16 protein-coding genes and 1 pseudogene are annotated in these 16,559 nt (G+C 59.2%); 5 read left to right on the top strand and 12 right to left on the bottom strand.

Features of this window, described 5'->3' with window-relative positions; translation table 11 throughout:
• Position 1: 1 nt before the first annotated feature.
• Complete coding sequence (gene exbB / locus J0G10_RS00190; RefSeq protein WP_095049321.1) at positions 2 to 961, bottom strand: tonB-system energizer ExbB; 960 nt, start codon at positions 959 to 961, stop codon at positions 2 to 4.
• A 188-nt stretch (positions 962 to 1,149) separates the two neighbouring features.
• Between exbB and J0G10_RS00185 the strand changes: the two genes are divergently transcribed.
• Entirely contained in the window at positions 1,150 to 2,007 is an 858-nt protein-coding gene (locus J0G10_RS00185) for an SDR family oxidoreductase (RefSeq protein WP_220557168.1), read from the top strand.
• A 139-nt stretch (positions 2,008 to 2,146) separates the two neighbouring features.
• Here J0G10_RS00185 and J0G10_RS00180 read toward each other — a convergent pair whose 3' ends face one another.
• The 6 genes from J0G10_RS00180 to J0G10_RS00155 all read right to left on the bottom strand — a co-directional run bounded on the left by J0G10_RS00180 (position 2,147) and on the right by J0G10_RS00155 (position 7,451).
• Positions 2,147 to 2,887 carry a putative periplasmic lipoprotein gene (locus J0G10_RS00180; RefSeq protein ID WP_095049323.1) on the bottom strand — a complete coding sequence of 247 codons (741 nt, stop codon included), beginning with the start codon at positions 2,885 to 2,887 and terminating at the stop codon, positions 2,147 to 2,149.
• Between the two features lie 68 nt (positions 2,888 to 2,955).
• The gene (locus J0G10_RS00175) at positions 2,956 to 3,336 is read right to left on the bottom strand and encodes a RidA family protein (RefSeq protein ID WP_003229509.1); all 381 of its coding nucleotides are present in this window, start codon (positions 3,334 to 3,336) and stop codon (positions 2,956 to 2,958) included.
• A 24-nt stretch (positions 3,337 to 3,360) separates the two neighbouring features.
• Entirely contained in the window at positions 3,361 to 5,466 is a 2,106-nt protein-coding gene (gene spoT / locus J0G10_RS00170) for a bifunctional GTP diphosphokinase/guanosine-3',5'-bis pyrophosphate 3'-pyrophosphohydrolase (protein ID WP_007920338.1), read from the bottom strand.
• A gap of 57 nt (positions 5,467 to 5,523) precedes the next feature.
• The gene (gene rpoZ, locus J0G10_RS00165) at positions 5,524 to 5,787 is read right to left on the bottom strand and encodes a DNA-directed RNA polymerase subunit omega (protein ID WP_008030604.1); all 264 of its coding nucleotides are present in this window, start codon (positions 5,785 to 5,787) and stop codon (positions 5,524 to 5,526) included.
• A gap of 167 nt (positions 5,788 to 5,954) precedes the next feature.
• Positions 5,955 to 6,575, bottom strand: coding sequence for a guanylate kinase (gmk, locus tag J0G10_RS00160; protein ID WP_008078609.1), 621 nt, complete (start codon positions 6,573 to 6,575; stop codon positions 5,955 to 5,957).
• Positions 6,576 to 6,587: 12 nt separating this feature from the next.
• Entirely contained in the window at positions 6,588 to 7,451 is an 864-nt protein-coding gene (locus tag J0G10_RS00155; RefSeq protein ID WP_093429970.1) for a YicC/YloC family endoribonuclease, read from the bottom strand.
• A 271-nt stretch (positions 7,452 to 7,722) separates the two neighbouring features.
• Between J0G10_RS00155 and rph the strand changes: the two genes are divergently transcribed.
• The 3 genes from rph to gltS all read left to right on the top strand — a co-directional run bounded on the left by rph (position 7,723) and on the right by gltS (position 10,408).
• On the top strand, positions 7,723 to 8,445 hold the full coding sequence (gene rph / locus J0G10_RS00150; RefSeq protein ID WP_016985814.1) for a ribonuclease PH: 723 nt from the start codon (positions 7,723 to 7,725) through the stop codon (positions 8,443 to 8,445).
• 28 nt (positions 8,446 to 8,473) lie between these two features.
• Positions 8,474 to 8,842, top strand: coding sequence for a DUF4870 domain-containing protein (locus tag J0G10_RS00145; protein WP_007920344.1), 369 nt, complete (start codon positions 8,474 to 8,476; stop codon positions 8,840 to 8,842).
• A gap of 357 nt (positions 8,843 to 9,199) precedes the next feature.
• Positions 9,200 to 10,408, top strand: a complete 1,209-nt coding sequence (gltS, locus tag J0G10_RS00140) for a sodium/glutamate symporter (RefSeq protein ID WP_095049324.1) — start codon at positions 9,200 to 9,202, stop codon at positions 10,406 to 10,408.
• A 78-nt stretch (positions 10,409 to 10,486) separates the two neighbouring features.
• On the opposite strand, the gene J0G10_RS00135 is transcribed toward gltS, so the two are convergent.
• Positions 10,487 to 11,266, bottom strand: coding sequence for an exodeoxyribonuclease III (locus J0G10_RS00135; RefSeq protein ID WP_007920349.1), 780 nt, complete (start codon positions 11,264 to 11,266; stop codon positions 10,487 to 10,489).
• Positions 11,267 to 11,348: 82 nt separating this feature from the next.
• Between J0G10_RS00135 and pyrE the strand changes: the two genes are divergently transcribed.
• On the top strand, positions 11,349 to 11,993 hold the full coding sequence (pyrE, locus tag J0G10_RS00130; RefSeq protein ID WP_186619259.1) for an orotate phosphoribosyltransferase: 645 nt from the start codon (positions 11,349 to 11,351) through the stop codon (positions 11,991 to 11,993).
• A gap of 183 nt (positions 11,994 to 12,176) precedes the next feature.
• Here the strand turns inward: pyrE and argB are convergent, their stop codons facing one another.
• The 4 genes and pseudogenes from argB to coaBC form a co-directional block, all read right to left on the bottom strand.
• Positions 12,177 to 13,082 carry an acetylglutamate kinase gene (gene argB / locus J0G10_RS00125; protein WP_003229488.1) on the bottom strand — a complete coding sequence of 302 codons (906 nt, stop codon included), beginning with the start codon at positions 13,080 to 13,082 and terminating at the stop codon, positions 12,177 to 12,179.
• Between the two features lie 17 nt (positions 13,083 to 13,099).
• Positions 13,100 to 14,476 (bottom strand): annotated as a pseudogene (locus J0G10_RS00120) (phosphomannomutase/phosphoglucomutase); the annotation flags it as partial.
• Positions 14,477 to 14,793: 317 nt separating this feature from the next.
• Complete coding sequence (gene dut / locus J0G10_RS00115) at positions 14,794 to 15,249, bottom strand: dUTP diphosphatase (RefSeq protein ID WP_095049326.1); 456 nt, start codon at positions 15,247 to 15,249, stop codon at positions 14,794 to 14,796.
• A gap of 5 nt (positions 15,250 to 15,254) precedes the next feature.
• Positions 15,255 to 16,463 (bottom strand): bifunctional phosphopantothenoylcysteine decarboxylase/phosphopantothenate--cysteine ligase CoaBC, encoded by a 1,209-nt coding sequence (gene coaBC / locus J0G10_RS00110; RefSeq protein ID WP_007920365.1) that lies wholly within the window; start codon positions 16,461 to 16,463, stop codon positions 15,255 to 15,257.
• Positions 16,464 to 16,559: the final 96 nt, after the last annotated feature.

The following is a 16,559-nucleotide window of genomic DNA, read 5'->3' as shown; positions in this document are numbered from 1 at the left end:
ATTACCCCACTTTCACCATGTGCGGTTGCGAGCTGCGCTCAGGCTGGTGATCGAGGTCGCGGCTGACCAGCAGCAGAACTTCTGCCGACGCGTCGGAAACCTGCGCCTTATAACCGGCGATGGAGCGGGCGAAGACGTTGTAGATCACTACCGCAGGAATCGCCGCAACCAGGCCCAATGCAGTGGCCAGCAGTGCTTCAGCAATACCGGGCGCTACGACAGCAAGGTTGGTGGTCTGGGTTTTGGCGATGCCGATAAAGGAGTTCATGATGCCCCACACGGTACCGAACAGGCCGACGAACGGCGCGGTGGAACCGATGGTGGCGAGGACGCCAGTGCCGCTGCTCATGTTGCGACCGCAGGCAGCTACCAGACGCTCGAGGCGGAAGCTGACGCGTTCCTTGATGCCTTCCTTCTCGCGGCTGTTGACCGACAGGCGCATCTCTTCGAGGGCGTCGTGCACCAGCAGGTTGGCGAGGGTGCCTTCCTTGCCGGCAGTGGTACTGGCTTCTTTAAGGGTGGTGGCTTTCTTCAGGGCGGCGATCTCGCCACGCAGGCGACGCTTGGCGCCCATCAGCTCGAAGCCTTTGGCGATCCAGATGGTCCAGGTGATGATGGAAGCGATGGCCAGACCGATCATCACGATTTTCACGATGATGTCGGCGTTCTGGTACATGCCCCACGGCGACAGGTCGTGGGCCATGCCCAGGCTGTTGTCGGCTTCGAGAACTTCAGGTACGTCGGCAGCGTCTACCGCTTGCACTGGATCAGTGGCAGCGGGAGCAGCGGCAGGCGCGTTGGCGGCCGCTGCGTGCTGTTCGGTCGCGGCCGGGGTAGCTGGCGCTTGTGCGTCGGCGAACGCGGCGGTCGGTGCCAGCATCATGCTGAGCAGCAGAGCCGCCAGCGCGCTCCAGGCGCGAGGTCGATTGGTTGGCGAAGCGGGGATTTGATTGCGTGTCATGCTGGCCGGACCTGAGATAGAAAAACGTTGATGCTCTTCCAGGCCTCGTGAGGCCGAGAACAAAAGTGAGGTGCATTATTGCAAGTAATTCTTGTTAACAAAAGTAATAGAGTATCTTTTTTTCCTTCATTGCTAGCCGCCCGTCCTTTGCCAGCGCTAGTCTGTGTCTTTCCGATAGGAGTTTTTTGATGTCCGCGCCTTCTGTTTTGATTGCCGGTTGTGGTGATGTCGGCAGTCGTCTGGCCAGGCAATTGCTGGCGGCTGGTTGGGAAGTTCATGGCTTGCGCCGGGATGTTTCGAAGCTGCCCGACGGGGTGATTGGCGTTGCCGGCGACTTGTTCAATGAGGACTGCCCGGCGACCTGGCCGGTGGGTGCCGTGGACTATCTGGTGTATTGCGCTGCAGCGACTGATCACGATGAGGCCGGTTATCGCGCGGCTTATGTGCAGGGTTTGCAGAATGTCCTGAGCTGGCTCGACGACTATGGGCAGGTGCCTGAGCGGCTGATCTTCGTCTCCAGCAGCAGTGTGTATGGGCAGCAGGAGGGTGAGTGGGTCGATGAGAACTCAGAGACCATCGCTGCCGGTTATTCCGGGCGATTGATGCTGGAGGCTGAGCAGGTCGCGCTCAACAGCGGTATTCCGGCAAGCATTCTGCGTTTGACCGGGATCTATGGACCGGGCCGCGAGTGGCTGCTGACTCAAGTGCGTCGCGGCTATCGCGTGGCGGTCGAGCCGCCGCTGTATGGCAACCGGATTCATGCTGACGACGCGGCAGGGTTGCTGGCGTTCCTGTTGGAGAGAGATCGGCAGGGCGTGAAGCTGGAGGATTTCTACATCGGCGTCGACGACGCGCCGGCACCCTTGGCCGAGGTAGTGGGCTGGTTGCGTGAGTATCTGGGCGTTACCGAATGGTCGGAAGACGCGAGCGTTCGGCGCACGGGCAGCAAGCGTTGCAGCAATGCCCGGGCTAAAGCGTTGGGCTGGACGCCAATGTACCCAAGTTACCGCGAGGGCTATGCCGCGATCCTAGAAGGTAAATGCTGACTTCCTGACACCCCAAAACAACTGTAGGAGTGAGCCTGCTCGCGATGAGGTCATAACATTCAACACTTGTGCTGACTGTTACACCGCTATCGCGAGCAGGCTCACTCCTACAGGGGATATCTGCGAATTCAGAAGCAGGTTACTGCTTCTCCAGCAACCACTTGCGCTCGCCCGGCGTGTACTGCGGCATTTCATCTGCCAGCGCCGTGTTCACCGCCTGGAAAATCTCTAGCTCCTTGCCCTTGCGCGCAAAGATGTAGGCATTGCCCTGACCGTTGAGCTGCAACCACATGTTGTCGTTGGTGCTGCTCATCGAAGCGCAATCACCTGCCAGGCACAAGGCATAACGGTCGGCTCCTGGCAGCCCGGAGACCTGGCCGTCAGCCTGAAACTGCACGGTGCCGCCTTCGCCCTGACCGCTGGCGATTGTCCAGTTGCCGCCCATGTAGGCGGAATACAGTGCACGTTCGAAACTGGCACCGATCGGTGCGCCTTCCGGCACCGGAATCTGTGCACGGTCGAAAACCTGCTCCGGTTCGTTATCGCTGGCGGCTTGCTGCAGTTGCCCGCCGTCGCGTTTCAGCTCACTGGCGGAGCTGCCATAGAAGTCGACTTTCCAGGCGCCGGACTGTTCACCCAGCAGCCGTCCTTCGACGTTCTCAAAACCGTTGGTGTAGCGGGCCTGACTGGCCTTGGTGTTGACGTCCCATTCCAGGTTCGGGCCGTAGGCCTGAAGCGCTTCGCGCAGGGGGCCGCCCTTGGCTGCGGCATCGATCGCCACCTGATTGATCCAGGTGCCGCTGATGTCACGGTCGGCAGGGTTGCTGGCGCAGCCGCCGAGGAAAATGGCGAGCAGCGGGAGAGCTAGCGCTTTGCGCATGGTGGAATCCTTTCAAAACCTTTTCTTGCAGAGCAGTCGGCGCGGCTTTGGAGGCCGCGCCGTGCGCATCACTCGATGACCAGAATGGCATCCATTTCAACCTGCGAACCCTTTGGCAGGGCAGCCACGCCGATGGCGGCGCGAGCCGGGTATGGCTGGTCGAAGTACTTGCCCATGATCTCGTTGACCTTGGCGAAGTGGCTCAGGTCGGTGAGAAAGATGTTCAGTTTGACGATGTCCTTGAACGAACCGCCAGCGGCTTCAGCCACGGCTTTGAGGTTCTCGAACACCTGGACGGTCTGGGCTTCGAAGCCTTCAACCAGTTCCATGGTTTTTGGGTCCAGAGGAATCTGGCCCGACATGTAAACGGTGTTGCCTGCCTTGATCGCCTGGGAGTAAGTACCGATGGCGGCCGGGGCCTTGTCGCTGGTGATTACGGTTTTGGTCATATATGACTCCTTGTAATAGGCAGGTTATGCACGCATGCGGGTGATGCGGATCACCCCGGTCAAGGCGCGCAGTTTCTTGATCACGCGGGCCAGGTGCACACGGTCGTGAACGCTGACCACCAACTGGACCACGCTGATGCGCCCATCGCGTTCGTCCATGCTGATTTTCTCGATATTGCCGTCGGCTGCGTTGACGCTGCTGGCCAGCAGGGCAATCAGGCCGCGCTGGTGTTCCAGCTCGACGCGCAGTTCGACGTTGAATTCGCCGGTGACATCCTTGGCCCACGAGAGCTGGATGCATTTTTCCGGATTGTGCCTGATTTCACTGATGTTGCGGCAGTTGTCCAGGTGCACGACCATGCCTTTGCCCGCGGACAGGTGCCCGACAATCGGGTCGCCCGGGATCGGCGTGCAGCATTTGGCGTAGCTGAGCACCAGACCTTCGGTGCCGCGAATCGCCAGCGGACCTTCCGGGCTTGGCAACTGTTCGCCTTCGCCGAGCAGGCGGCGGGCGACCACATAGGCCATGCGGTTGCCGAGGCCGATGTCTTCGAGCAGGTCTTCGATCAGTTCGAGGCGGTACTCGGTGAGCATCGCCTTGACGCGTTCGGCCGGGATCTTCTCCAGCGAACTGTCGAAACCGTTGAGCACCTTGTTCAGCAGGCGTTCGCCGAGGCTGATGGACTCGGAGCGACGTTGCAGTTTCAGCGCATGGCGGATGTGCGTGCGTGCCTTGCCGGTGACGACGAAATTGAGCCACGCCGGGTTTGGCCGTGCGCCCGGGGCGCTGACGATCTCGACTGTGGAGCCGCTTTGCAGTGGTTCGGACAGCGGTGCGAGACGGCGGTTGATCCGGCAGGCTATGCAGCTGTTGCCGACATCGGTGTGCACCGCGTAGGCAAAGTCGACCGCCGTGGAGCCTTTCGGCAGCTCCATGATCCGGCCTTTTGGCGTGAACACGTAGACCTCGTCCGGGAACAGGTCGATCTTCACGCTCTCGATGAATTCCAGCGAGTTGCCGGCACGTTGCTGCATCTCCAGCACGCCTTTGACCCACTGACGGGCGCGGGCGTGAGTGCCTTTTGGCTGCTCGTCACCGCTGGATTTGTACAGCCAATGGGCGGCGATGCCGTTGTTGGCCATCTCTTCCATTTCGCGGGTGCGGATCTGGATTTCGATCGGCACGCCATGCATGCCGAACAGCGTGGTGTGCAGCGACTGATAGCCGTTGGCCTTGGGAATCGCGATGTAATCCTTGAAGCGCCCTGGCAACGGTTTGTACAAATTATGCACAGCACCCAGCACGCGGTAACAGGTATCGACCTTGTCGACGATGATCCGGAACGCATAGACGTCCATGATCTCGTTGAAGGCCCGACGCTTGCCGCGCATTTTCTTGTAGATGCCGTAGAGGTGTTTCTGACGACCGCTGACTTCGCCCTGGATGCCGTCGATGGCAAGGCAGTGACCGAGGGATTCTTCGATCTTGTTGACGATTTCCTTGCGGTTGCCCCGGGCGCGTTTGACCGCTTGGTAGATCCGCGCGGAACGCATCGGGTGCATGGCCTTGAAGCCAAGGTCTTCAAATTCGATACGAATGGCATGCATGCCCAGCCGGTTGGCGATGGGCGCGTAGATTTCCAGGGTTTCCTTGGCGATGCGTCGGCGCTTTTCGCCGGACAGCACTTCCAGCGTGCGCATGTTGTGCAGGCGGTCGGCGAGTTTGACCAGGATCACGCGAATGTCGCGTGCCATGGCCATGGCCATTTTCTGGAAGTTTTCGGCTTGGGCTTCGGCCTTGGTCTCGAAATTCATCTGGGTCAGTTTGCTGACCCCGTCGACCAGTTCGGCCACGGTTTCACCGAACTGCGCTTGCAGCGCTTCTTTGGCGATACCGGTGTCTTCGATCACGTCATGCAGCATCGCCGCCATCAGGCTCTGATGGTCCATGTGCATGTCGGCAAGAATATTGGCCACGGCAAGGGGATGCGTGACGTACGCCTCGCCGCTGCGACGGCGTTGACCGTCATGGGCTTGTTCGGCGTAGAAATACGCTCGGCGGACCAGGTTGACCTGGTCGTTGCCGAGGTAGGTCGATAAGCGATCGGCGAGGGCGTCTATGCTCGGCATGATAATTCCTGCCGTAAGCTGTGATCCCGCGCCGTGCTACGTCGACCAGGCATAGGCTTAGACGGCCTCGTTGGACTCGTCCTCGAACGCTGCAAACAGCGGCTCATCCTGGACGATTTCCTGCTCGGCGATGAACTCGTAGCTCATCAGGCCTTCAGCGATTTCACGCAGTGCGACAACAGTCGGCTTGTCGTTTTCCCACTGGACCAATGGCTCTTTGCCGCCGGTGGCCAGTTGACGGGCACGCTTGGTAGAGAGCATGACCAGCTCAAAGCGGTTTTCCACGTGTTCTAGGCAGTCTTCAACGGTTACGCGGGCCATGGTATTCCTCGGAGCGAATGCAATATGCGCGCTGCCCGGTTGGGCGAGCGGACTCAACAGTTTAAAAAATCACCAGCGATTAGGGAAGCGCTGATTTTTTGACCAAGCCCTTCAACGCGCTGCAAGCACCAATGTAAAGCGCTTGCAGCTGTTTTGGGAAGTGCTGATTATCCGAGCAATTCGGCCAGCAATTTGCCGAAACGTACTTGCTGGCGTTTCTGCTGGAGTTGATTGGCGCGGAAAATCGCCTTCAGATCGTCCAGTGCGTGAGCAAAATCGTCGTTGATGATCAGGTAGTCGTATTCGACATAGTGACTCATCTCGCTGACCGCTTCGCGCATCCGCCCGTCAATGATCTCGTCGCTGTCCTGACCGCGATTGGTCAGGCGTTGGTGCAGGGCCTGAAGCGACGGCGGCAGGATAAAGATTGAGCGTGCTTGCGGCATCAGCTTGCGCACTTGCTCGGCGCCTTGCCAGTCGATTTCCAGAATCAGGTCGTGACCTTCGTCCAGCGTCTGCTGCAGGCGGCTTTGCGAGGTGCCGTAGAAGTTGCCGAAGACTTCGGCGCGTTCGAGGAAGTCGCCATGCTCGCCCATCTTCACGAACTCTTCGCGGGTCACGAAGTGATAGTTCACGCCGTCCACTTCACCCGGACGCATGGCGCGGGTGGTGTGGGAAACCGAAACGCGAATTTCCGGTATGGCATCGGTCAACGCCTTGACCAGACTGCTCTTGCCCGCGCCCGATGGCGCGGAAATGATGTACAGGGTGCCGGTGCTGTGGGTCATGTCGGGGTAGCCTTACTCAATATTCTGCACTTGTTCGCGCATCTGCTCGATCAACACCTTGAGGTTGACGGCGGCTTGGGTGCTGCGCGGGTCGAAGGCCTTGGAGCCCAGTGTGTTGGCTTCGCGGTTGAGTTCCTGCATCAGGAAGTCCAGGCGCCGACCAGCGGCACCGCCGGACTTGAGCACCCGGCGAACTTCGATGATGTGGGTGCTCAGGCGATCCAGTTCTTCGGCCACGTCGCTCTTTTGCGCGAGGATGACCATTTCCTGTTCCAGGCGCTGCGGATCCAGCTCCGCCTTCATGTCAGCGAAGCGATCGAGGACTTTCTGACGCTGGGTCGCGAGCATCTGCGGCACCAGTTCGCGCAGGGTCACGACGTCCTCTTCGATGGAGGTCAGACGCTCGTTGATCAGGCGTGCCAGCTCCGCGCCTTCGCGCTCGCGGCCGGCCTTCAGCTCTTTCAGGCCTTGATTGAAAAGCGCCAGTGCGTCGGCATTCAGCGCCTGCGGGTCGCTCGCATCGCCCACCAGTACGCCGGGCCAGGCCAGCACTTCCAGCGGGTTGAGTGCGGCAGGGTTTTTGATCAGCCCGGCAACGGTCTCGGCTGCAGCAACCAGCTGCGCGGCGCGCTCGCGATCGACTTGCAGGGTTTTGCCGGTGCTTTCTTCGGTGAAACGCAGGGTGCATTCGAGTTTGCCCCGCGATAGGCCCTGACGCAGCGCTTCACGCACCGCGCCTTCGAGGTCGCGAAACGACTCCGGCAGGCGCAGGTGGGGTTCCAGATAGCGGCTGTTCACCGAGCGCAGTTCCCAGCTCAGGGTGCCCTGTGCGCCGGCTTTTTCGACGCGGGCGAAGGCGGTCATGCTGTGCACCATGGCGGTGACCTCGCAAATGCAGATCGGCGCGAAACCTGTGTTCCGCAGGCGCGATATGTATGAATTTAAGCCGACTGGCAGCAAAGGCGCAGGATTGTAGCGCAGTGCGGCGAATGCGCCCAAACACACGGTGTGACAAAGGGCTGCATCCCGTCGGTAACGGGTGTTTCAGGGCCTTCGATCGTCGGGCTGGATTTTTAACGAGTGCCCACGCGCGGTGCAGCGCTCTATAATGCTCGGCAGTTTTCCGTCCCCAGTACAGGTATTCCCTATGAAACGTCCAAGTGGTCGCGCTGCCGATCAGCTCCGCTCGATCCGCATTACCCGCAACTACACCAAACACGCCGAGGGATCCGTACTGGTCGAATTCGGTGATACCAAAGTCATCTGCACCGTCAGCGTCGAAAACGGTGTGCCGCGCTTCCTCAAAGGCCAGGGCCAGGGTTGGTTGACCGCCGAATACGGCATGCTGCCGCGCGCCACTGGCGAGCGTAACCAGCGTGAAGCGAGCCGTGGCAAGCAGGGCGGCCGCACCCTGGAAATCCAGCGCCTGATCGGCCGTTCCCTGCGCGCTGCGCTGGACATGTCCAAGCTGGGCGATGTGACCCTGTACGTCGACTGCGACGTGATCCAGGCCGACGGTGGTACTCGCACGGCTTCGATCACCGGCGCCATGGTTGCACTGGTTGATGCGCTGAAAGTAATCAAGAAGCGTGGCGGCCTGAAGGGTGGCGATCCGCTCAAGCAGATGATCGGTGCCGTGTCGGTCGGCATGTATCAGGGTGAGGCTGTGCTGGATCTGGACTATCTTGAAGATTCCGCCGCCGAGACTGACCTCAACGTGGTGATGACCAGCACCGGTGGTTTCATCGAGGTGCAGGGTACGGCTGAAGGCGCGCCGTTCCAGCCTGAAGACTTGAACGCCATGCTGGAACTGGCCAAGCAAGGCATGAACGAAATCTTCGAACTGCAAAAGGCAGCACTGGCCGACTGAGCAGGTTCATAACCGCAAGGAGGACGCGATGAGTGACGAACAAGAGTTGCTGCCCAAACCGAGCCAGGAGGTTCGCCAGTGGGCGATGTTTTGTCATTTGTCGGCCTTGCTGGGGATCTGGATTCCGTTCGGCAATCTGATCGGGCCGTTGATCCTCTGGCAGATGAAGCGCGAAACGGACCCGTTCATCGACGCTCAAGGCAAGGAGGCGCTGAATTTTCAGATCACCGTCGCCATCGCCTCGTTGATCTGTTTCCTGCTGATGGTGCTGATCATCGGGTTCTTCCTGTTGGGGATACTGGCTATCGGTGCGCTCGTTTTGACCATCATCGCCGGTGTGAAGGCCAATGAAGGTTTTCCTTACCGATATCCGTTTACCTGGCGACTGATCAAATAAGGCGCTCGAAAAGTTTTAAAACAAATGCCCTGACCTGTCAGGGCATTTTATTAATGCAACAAAATTAATCGCTATTATGGGTAGGAATGATCTGATCGCGATGATCGGTCGATACTCTTTCTGTATATACACTTTTAGTCACAACTGCATCGGCTTAGTTCGGATTCATGGCCTTGGAATCAAAGGCGACGATTGTTAAAGTTGCTCGGATAATATTTCTCCTGAAATATTAAGATATATTCAAGCCATCGAAGGCTATTGAATTTCCGAGTAATCAGTGTTGAGACAATCAGCCGGTTCATGAGGTGCGTGCAGGTAAACAGCTCGCCTCTGAATATATAGCCAAGAATAATCCCAATGATTCAGCTCGATTTTTACGGAACACTTGTGGCCGCCTCCTTAGTTCTTTTGCTAGGGCGCGGGCTAGTTATGCGTGTTGGCTTCATGCGCAGTTACAATATCCCTGAACCGGTCGCGGGTGGCCTGGTAGTTGCCTTGATCTTGTTGCTGCTGCGAACGCTAAATATTGAAATTCGTTTCGATACTTCGCTGCAGACACCTTTGATGCTGGCCTTTTTTGCCACCATTGGTCTAAGTGCAGACTTTGCCAGCTTGAAGAAAGGCGGGCGCGTTGTCGGGATATTTCTGTTGGCAGTCACCGGATTGTTGGTGGTGCAAAATGCGATGGGGATCGGGCTGGCAACAATGCTCGGGCTCGATCCATTGATGGGACTGCTGACCGGATCGATCACCTTGGCGGGCGGTCACGGCACTGGGGCTGCGTGGGGTACGGTATTCAGTGAGAAATACGGTCTGGCCTCTGCCTCCGAGCTGGCGATCGCCTCCGCGACGTTTGGTCTGGTGCTGGGTGGTTTGATTGGTGGACCGGTTGCACGGTTGCTCATCAAGCGAGTGCAGGTGCCCGGTTGTCAGAATCAGCAAACGCCGCGGTTGCCAAGAGGCTTCGAGCAACCAAACAAAGAACGCTCGATTACCCCGTTTTCGTTTATAGAAACACTCGCCCTGATTGCAGTCAGCTTGTTGGCGGGCAATCTTCTGAATGGCTGGCTGCACGGTACTTCATTCGAGTTGCCGACGTTCGTTTGTGTTCTGTTTGTTGGCGTGGTCTTGCGCAACGGGCTTTCGGCGTTGGGTCTGTATCAGGTGTTCGAGCGTGAGGTGTCGGTGCTGGGTAATGTCAGCTTGTCGCTGTTTCTGGCGATTGCCCTGATGTCGCTCAAGTTGTGGGATCTGGCCGCACTGGCGTTGCCGATTTTCATCATTCTGGCTGTACAGGCGCTGGTCATGGCGTTGTTCGCGATTTTCGTGACATTCCGGATGATGGGGCGCAACTACGACGCGGCCGTGCTGGCGGCAGGGCATTGCGGTTTCGGATTGGGTGCGACGCCGACGGCGATTGCCAATATGCAGGCAGTGACGCAGCGTTATGGGCCGTCGCAGATTGCCTTTCTGGTGGTGCCGATGGTCGGAGCGTTTTTCATCGATATCATTAATGTCGTCGTGATCAAGCTCTACCTGACCTTACCGTTCTTCGCCGCTGTCTGAGTCCGAATCGGCTTGGCACTGACGCACAAAAAATGCCCGTATCTTGCGATACGGGCATTTTTAACTGCGAAACGACGCTTAGATGGTCAGCGTCCAGTCGTAGTCGACGATCAGCGGTGCGTGCTGCGAGAACCGTGGTTGACGCGGCAGGCGAGCACTGCGCACGAAGCGCCGCAGGCCCGGGGTCAGGATCTGGTAGTCAAACCGCCAGCCGAGATTGAGCATCTCGGCCTGTTCGTTGTCCGGCCACCAGCTGTACTGGTCGCCTTCGCGGCTGACTTCGCGCAGGGCATCGACATAGCCCATGTTGCCGACAATCTCGTCCATCCAGGCGCGTTCTGGCGCCAGGAAGCCCGGGGATTGCTGGCTGTCGCGCCAGTTCTTGATGTCGAGCTTCTGCTGCGCCACGTACAGCGAGCCACAATAAATGTACTCGCGACGTTTGCGCCGCTGTTTGTCCAGGTACTTGCCGAAGTCGTCCATGAGCTTGAACTTCTGGTTCAAGTCCTCATCGCCGTTCATCCCCGAAGGAAGCAGCAAGGTGGCAATACTGACTTTGTCGAAATCTGCTTGCAGGTAGCGCCCGTAGCGGTCGGCCGTCTCGAAACCGAGACCGCTGATGACAGCCTTCGGTTGCAACCGCGAATACAAAGCCACGCCGCCTTGGGCAGGGACTTCAGCATCGCAGGCATAAAGGAAGTAGCCATCCAGTTGGAAGGCTGGGTCATCCAGTTCAAAGGCGGAGGCACGGGTGTCCTGCAGGCAGATGACGTCGGCATTCTGTGCTTGCAGCCAACTGAGCAAACCACGCTCGACTGCAGCCTGAATACCATTGACGTTCACACTGATGATCCGCATAAATGGCCCCAAAAATCGCGTGCGTGTATGATACACGGCGTCAAGCTAATTAGCTAAATCCGTGGTATTTGGGGTTTTTTTCATGCAAGCGTATCAGCGCGATTTCATTCGTTTTGCCATCGATCGCGGCGTTTTGCGCTTCGGTGAGTTCACCCTGAAGTCCGGGCGCACCAGTCCTTACTTCTTCAACGCCGGCCTGTTCAACTCGGGTTCGGCCCTGGCGCAGTTGGGGCGTTTCTACGCTGCAGCCATTGCCGAAAGCGGTATTCCCTTCGACGTTCTGTTTGGACCGGCCTACAAAGGCATCCCGTTGGCAGCGACCACAGCTGTCGCGCTGGCCGAGCACCACGGCCGTGATCTGCCATGGTGCTTCAACCGCAAGGAAGCCAAGGCCCACGGCGAGGGCGGCAGTCTGGTCGGCGCTCCGTTGACTGGCGACGTGTTGATCATCGACGACGTGATCACCGCTGGTACGGCAATCCGCGAAGTGATGCAAATCATCGCTTCCCAGGACGGCGCCAAAGCTGCGGGCGTGCTGATCGCGCTGAACCGTCAGGAGCGTGGCAACGGTGAGTTGTCGGCGATTCAGGAAGTAGAACGCGACTTTGGCATCCCTGTCATCAGCATTGTTTCGTTGAACCAGGTGCTGGAGTTCTTGGCTGACGATCCGCAGCTCAAGCAGCACTTGCCAGCGGTGGAAGCCTACCGCGCCCAATTCGGCGTCTGACACACCTTCTCTGTAGGAGCTGCCGAAGGCTGCGATCTTTTGATTTTGGCATTTGCGAGCAAGATCAAAAGATCGCAGCCTTCGGCAGCTCCTACACAGGAGAGGTGCAGAAGTCTGAGGTTGCAGGCAAAAAAAGACCCCGCTCAGCCTGGCTGAGCGGGGTCTTTTTGTTTGCGTCTGCGCTTACGGACGCTTGCGATTGCTGATCAGCGTGCCCACACCGGTGTCGGTGAAGATTTCCAGCAGGATCGCGTTCGGCACGCGGCCGTCGATGATCAGCGAGCTGCCCACGCCGCCCTGAACCGCTTCCAGTGCACAACGGATCTTCGGCAGCATACCGCCGTAGATAGTGCCGTCGGCGATCAGGTCGTCGACCTGCTGCGTGCTCAGGCCGGTCAACACGGTGCCCGACTTGTCCATCAGGCCGGCAATATTGGTCAGCAACATCAGCTTCTCGGCTTTCAGTGCCTCGGCGACTTTACCAGCCACCAGATCCGCGTTGATGTTGTACGACTCGCCGTTCTCACCCACGCCAATCGGCGCAATCACCGGAATGAAGTTGCCTTTGACCAGCAGGTTCAGCAGTTCGGTGTTGATCCCGACCACTTCGCCGACCTGACCGATGTCGATGATTTCCGGCTGGGTCATCTCCGGGGTCTGACGGGTGACGGTGAGCTTCTTCGCACGAATCAGCCCGGCGTCTTTACCGGTCAGGCCGATGGCGCTGCCGCCGTGACGGTTGATCAGGTTGACGATGCTTTTGTTGACCTGGCCGCCAAGGACCATTTCCACCACATCCATGGTCGCGGCGTCGGTGACGCGCATACCATCGACGAAGTGGCTTTCGATCGACAGACGCTTGAGCAGATCGCCGATCTGCGGGCCGCCACCGTGAACCACGACCGGGTTGATGCCCACGGCTTTCATCAAGACGATGTCGCGCGCAAAGCCGGTTTTCAGCTCCTCACTTTCCATCGCGTTGCCGCCGTATTTGATCACCAGGGTCTTGCCGACATAACGTCGGATGTAAGGCAACGCTTCGGACAGGACCTGGGCGGTATGGGCGGCGGCTTCGCGTTCGAGGGTCATTCAGGGCTCCGGGTGGATCAGAACGGTAGTTGGAGATCAGGTGCAACACGTTTCAATTGGGCGTGGAATACGTCCTTGATACGCGCAAGTTCTGCCTCGTCATCGGCCTCGAAGCGCAGCACCAGCACCGGTGTGGTGTTGGACGCGCGCACCAGGCCCCAGCCTTTGGCGTAATCGACTCGCACGCCGTCGATGGTGGTCAGGTCAGCGCCTGCGCCCCACTGTGCGTCGTGCAGTGCATCAATGATGCTGAATTTGCTCTCTTCGGTCACATGGATATTGATTTCCGGCGTAGAAATATCGTTCGGGAAGGTCGCAAACAGCTCTTCCGCGGTGGATTTTTCCTTGCTGAGGATCTCCAGCAGCCGTGCGGCGCTGTAGATGCCGTCGTCGAAACCGAACCAGCGCTCCTTGAAGAAGATGTGCCCGCTCATTTCACCGGCCAATAGTGCACCGGATTGTTTCATTTTCTTTTTGATCAACGAATGACCGGTCTTCCACATTAGCGGACGACCACCGTATTCCTTGATCAGCGGCACCAGGCGGCGGGTGCATTTGACGTCGAAGATGATTTCCGCGTCCGGGTTGCGCGCGACCACGTCACGGGCGAACAGCATCAGCAGGCGATCGGGGTAAACGATGCTGCCGGTGTTGGTCACCACGCCGACACGGTCGCCGTCGCCGTCGAAAGCCAGGCCGATGTCGGCGTTGGTTTCTTTGACTTTGGCGATCAGATCGACGAGGTTTTCAGGCTTGCCCGGATCCGGGTGGTGGTTCGGGAAGTTGCCATCGACCTCGCAGAACAGCGGGATGACTTCGCAATTCAGCGCTTCGATCAGTTGCGGGGCGATCACACCGGCCGCGCCGTTGCCGCAGTCGACCACGACCTTCATGCGCCGCGCCAGTTTGATGTCCTGGACGATTTCGGTGTTGTAGCGGTCGAGGATCTCGACCTGAGTGACACTGCCGGTGCCGCTGCTCAAGTTGTTGGTCTTGAGGCGCTCGTGCAGGGCCTGGATCTGTTCGTTGGCGAGGGTGTCGCCGGCGATGACGATCTTGAAACCGTTGTAGTTCGACGGGTTGTGGCTGCCGGTGAGCATCACCCCGGATTTGCCGGCCAGGACGTTGGCGGCGTAGTACAGCGCGGGCGTTGGCACCAGGCCGACATCGCTGACGTGGCAGCCGCTTTCGGCGATGCCGCGAATCAGTTCTGCAACCAGCTCCGGGCCGGACAGGCGGCCGTCGCGACCGACGGAAACGTTCGGCTCACCTTGGGCCAGGCTCTGCGAACCGATGGCGCGGCCGATCCAGTAAGCGGTTTCGGCATTGAGGAATTCCGGCACGGTGCCGCGAATGTCATAGGCGCGGAAAATGCTGTCGGGCAGCTTCGGGGCGATCTTGGCTGGGGTGCTCATCTACGGAAATGCTCCATCTCGAAAGTGGCGGGACAGACCGACGAATCGTTCGACGGCAGGCTCAAACTGAAGGGTATGACGGCGTTTTCCACGGAGAGTTCGTGGTATGAAAGGGCCATGATGCCTCGGCGGGCGTGGCTTTCGGCCGGCAAAACCTTGATTTTCGGTGTTAAACCTTTCAGCTGATCTGCTGAAACTTCCCCCGTAGGAGCTGCCGCAGGCTGCGATCTATTGATCTTGATCTTAAAAATCAAAAGATCGCAGCCTGCGGCAGCTCGTACAGAAGATGGCTCCGGTTATTTGGTGCCGGTATGGCCAAATCCGCCAGTGCCGCGTTCGGTTTCGACGAACTCTTCAACCATTTCGAAATGCGCCTGTACCACCGGTACCAGCACCAGTTGCGCCAGACGTTCGCCGACGGTCATGGTGAAGTCGGTCTGGCCACGGTTCCAGCAAGACACCATCAGCGGGCCCTGATAATCCGAGTCAATCAGACCCACGAGGTTGCCCAGCACGATGCCGTGCTTATGGCCCATGCCCGAGCGCGGCAGGATCAGCGCGGCGAGGTTCGGGTCGCCGATGTAAACCGACAGACCGGTGGGGATCAGCACGGTTTCACCCGGCTTGATCACGATGTCCTGATCCAGCATGGCGCGCAGGTCGAGGCCGGCGGAACCCGGGGTGGCGTATTGCGGCAGCGGGAATTCGGTGCCGATGCGTGGGTCGAGGATCTTGGCTTGCAAAGCGTGCATGTAAATTAAACCTGGTTCAGACGTTCGGCGATAAAGGTGACCAGTTGGCGAGCGATCTTGCTCTTGCTGGTCTGGGCGAAAACCGTGGCGTGCAGCGCACGGTCAATCACGCTGCAGGCGTTTTCTTCGCTGTTGAAACCGATGCTCGGGTTGGCGACGTCGTTGGCGACGATCAAATCGAGATTCTTGTCCTTCAGCTTGCGTGCAGCGTAGTCGAGCAGGTGTTCGGTCTCGGCGGCGAAACCGACACTGAACGGACGGTCGGGACGCGTCGCGATGGTGGCCAGGATGTCCGGGTTACGCACCATTTGCAGGACGAAGCCGTCACCGCTCGTAGGATCTTTCTTGAGTTTTTGCGGGGCGACGACTTCCGGGCGGTAGTCCGCAACGGCTGCCGAGGCGATGAACACATCGCACGGGATCGCCGACTCGCAAGCCGCGAGCATGTCGCGGGCGCTGACCACGTCGATACGCGTGACGCGATCCGGTGTCGGCAGGTGCACCGGGCCGCTGATCAGCGTGACGCGGGCGCCGGCCTCAACTGCGGCTTCAGCGAGGGCGAAGCCCATTTTGCCTGAGCTGTGGTTAGTGATGTAGCGAACCGGGTCGATGTTTTCCTGAGTCGGGCCGGCGGTGATGACGACGTGTTTGCCGGTCAGCGCCTGGCGCTGGAAGCAGTCCGCCGCGCATTGTGCGAGGTCGGTGGCCTCCATCATGCGGCCCATGCCGACGTCGCCGCAGGCCTGGCTACCCGAGGCCGGGCCGAAGGTCTTCAGGCCACGACTTTCCAGGAGTTGCAGGTTGGCCTGGGTCGCCGGATCACGCCACATCGCCTGATTCATTGCCGGCGCGACTGCCACAACGGCGTCGGTGGCCAGCACCAGGGTGGTCAGCAAATCGTTGGCGATGCCTTGGGCCAGGCGGGCGATCAGGTCGGCGGTGGCCGGGGCGATCAGTACCAGATCGGCCCATTTCGCCAGCTCGATGTGGCCCATCGCGGCTTCGGCAGCCGGGTCGAGCAAGTCGAGGTGGACTGGGTGGCCGGACAGCGCTTGCATTGTCAGCGGGGTGATGAACTCGGCGCCGCCATGGGTCATGACCACGCGTACTTCGGCACCCTGATCGATCAGGCGACGAACCAGATCGGCGCTCTTGTAGGCCGCGATGCCGCCGCCGACGCCGAGCACGATGCGTTTCCGATACAGCCGCTGCATAGGTCTGCCTTTCATTTCGTGGGTGACATACGTGGCGAAACCCCCTCCCCAGGGTGAATTCGCCCGCAAAAAAGATGGGCTACGATATCACAGCGA

The sequence above is a fragment of the Pseudomonas germanica genome, from assembly GCF_019614655.1.
Classification (GTDB): domain Bacteria; phylum Pseudomonadota; class Gammaproteobacteria; order Pseudomonadales; family Pseudomonadaceae; genus Aquipseudomonas; species Aquipseudomonas neuropathica.
Note: the sequence above shows the minus strand (reverse complement) of the source record. Positions and strands in the feature narration are given on the sequence as shown.

Coding starts and splice junctions, on each gene's coding strand:
- pyrE (WP_186619259.1), top strand. CDS start 11,349: ATGCAAGCGTATCAGCGCGATTTCATTCGTTTTGCCATCGATCGCGGC.
- J0G10_RS00175 (WP_003229509.1), bottom strand. CDS start 3,336: ATGACCAAAACCGTAATCACCAGCGACAAGGCCCCGGCCGCCATCGGT.
- gltS (WP_095049324.1), top strand. CDS start 9,200: ATGATTCAGCTCGATTTTTACGGAACACTTGTGGCCGCCTCCTTAGTT.
- gmk (WP_008078609.1), bottom strand. CDS start 6,575: ATGACCCACAGCACCGGCACCCTGTACATCATTTCCGCGCCATCGGGC.
- rpoZ (WP_008030604.1), bottom strand. CDS start 5,787: ATGGCCCGCGTAACCGTTGAAGACTGCCTAGAACACGTGGAAAACCGC.
- J0G10_RS00135 (WP_007920349.1), bottom strand. CDS start 11,266: ATGCGGATCATCAGTGTGAACGTCAATGGTATTCAGGCTGCAGTCGAG.
- J0G10_RS00155 (WP_093429970.1), bottom strand. CDS start 7,451: ATGGTGCACAGCATGACCGCCTTCGCCCGCGTCGAAAAAGCCGGCGCA.
- spoT (WP_007920338.1), bottom strand. CDS start 5,466: ATGCCGAGCATAGACGCCCTCGCCGATCGCTTATCGACCTACCTCGGC.
- dut (WP_095049326.1), bottom strand. CDS start 15,249: ATGCACGCTTTGCAAGCCAAGATCCTCGACCCACGCATCGGCACCGAA.
- rph (WP_016985814.1), top strand. CDS start 7,723: ATGAAACGTCCAAGTGGTCGCGCTGCCGATCAGCTCCGCTCGATCCGC.
- exbB (WP_095049321.1), bottom strand. CDS start 961: ATGACACGCAATCAAATCCCCGCTTCGCCAACCAATCGACCTCGCGCC.
- J0G10_RS00145 (WP_007920344.1), top strand. CDS start 8,474: ATGAGTGACGAACAAGAGTTGCTGCCCAAACCGAGCCAGGAGGTTCGC.
- coaBC (WP_007920365.1), bottom strand. CDS start 16,463: ATGCAGCGGCTGTATCGGAAACGCATCGTGCTCGGCGTCGGCGGCGGC.
- J0G10_RS00180 (WP_095049323.1), bottom strand. CDS start 2,887: ATGCGCAAAGCGCTAGCTCTCCCGCTGCTCGCCATTTTCCTCGGCGGC.
- argB (WP_003229488.1), bottom strand. CDS start 13,082: ATGACCCTCGAACGCGAAGCCGCCGCCCATACCGCCCAGGTCCTGTCC.
- J0G10_RS00185 (WP_220557168.1), top strand. CDS start 1,150: ATGTCCGCGCCTTCTGTTTTGATTGCCGGTTGTGGTGATGTCGGCAGT.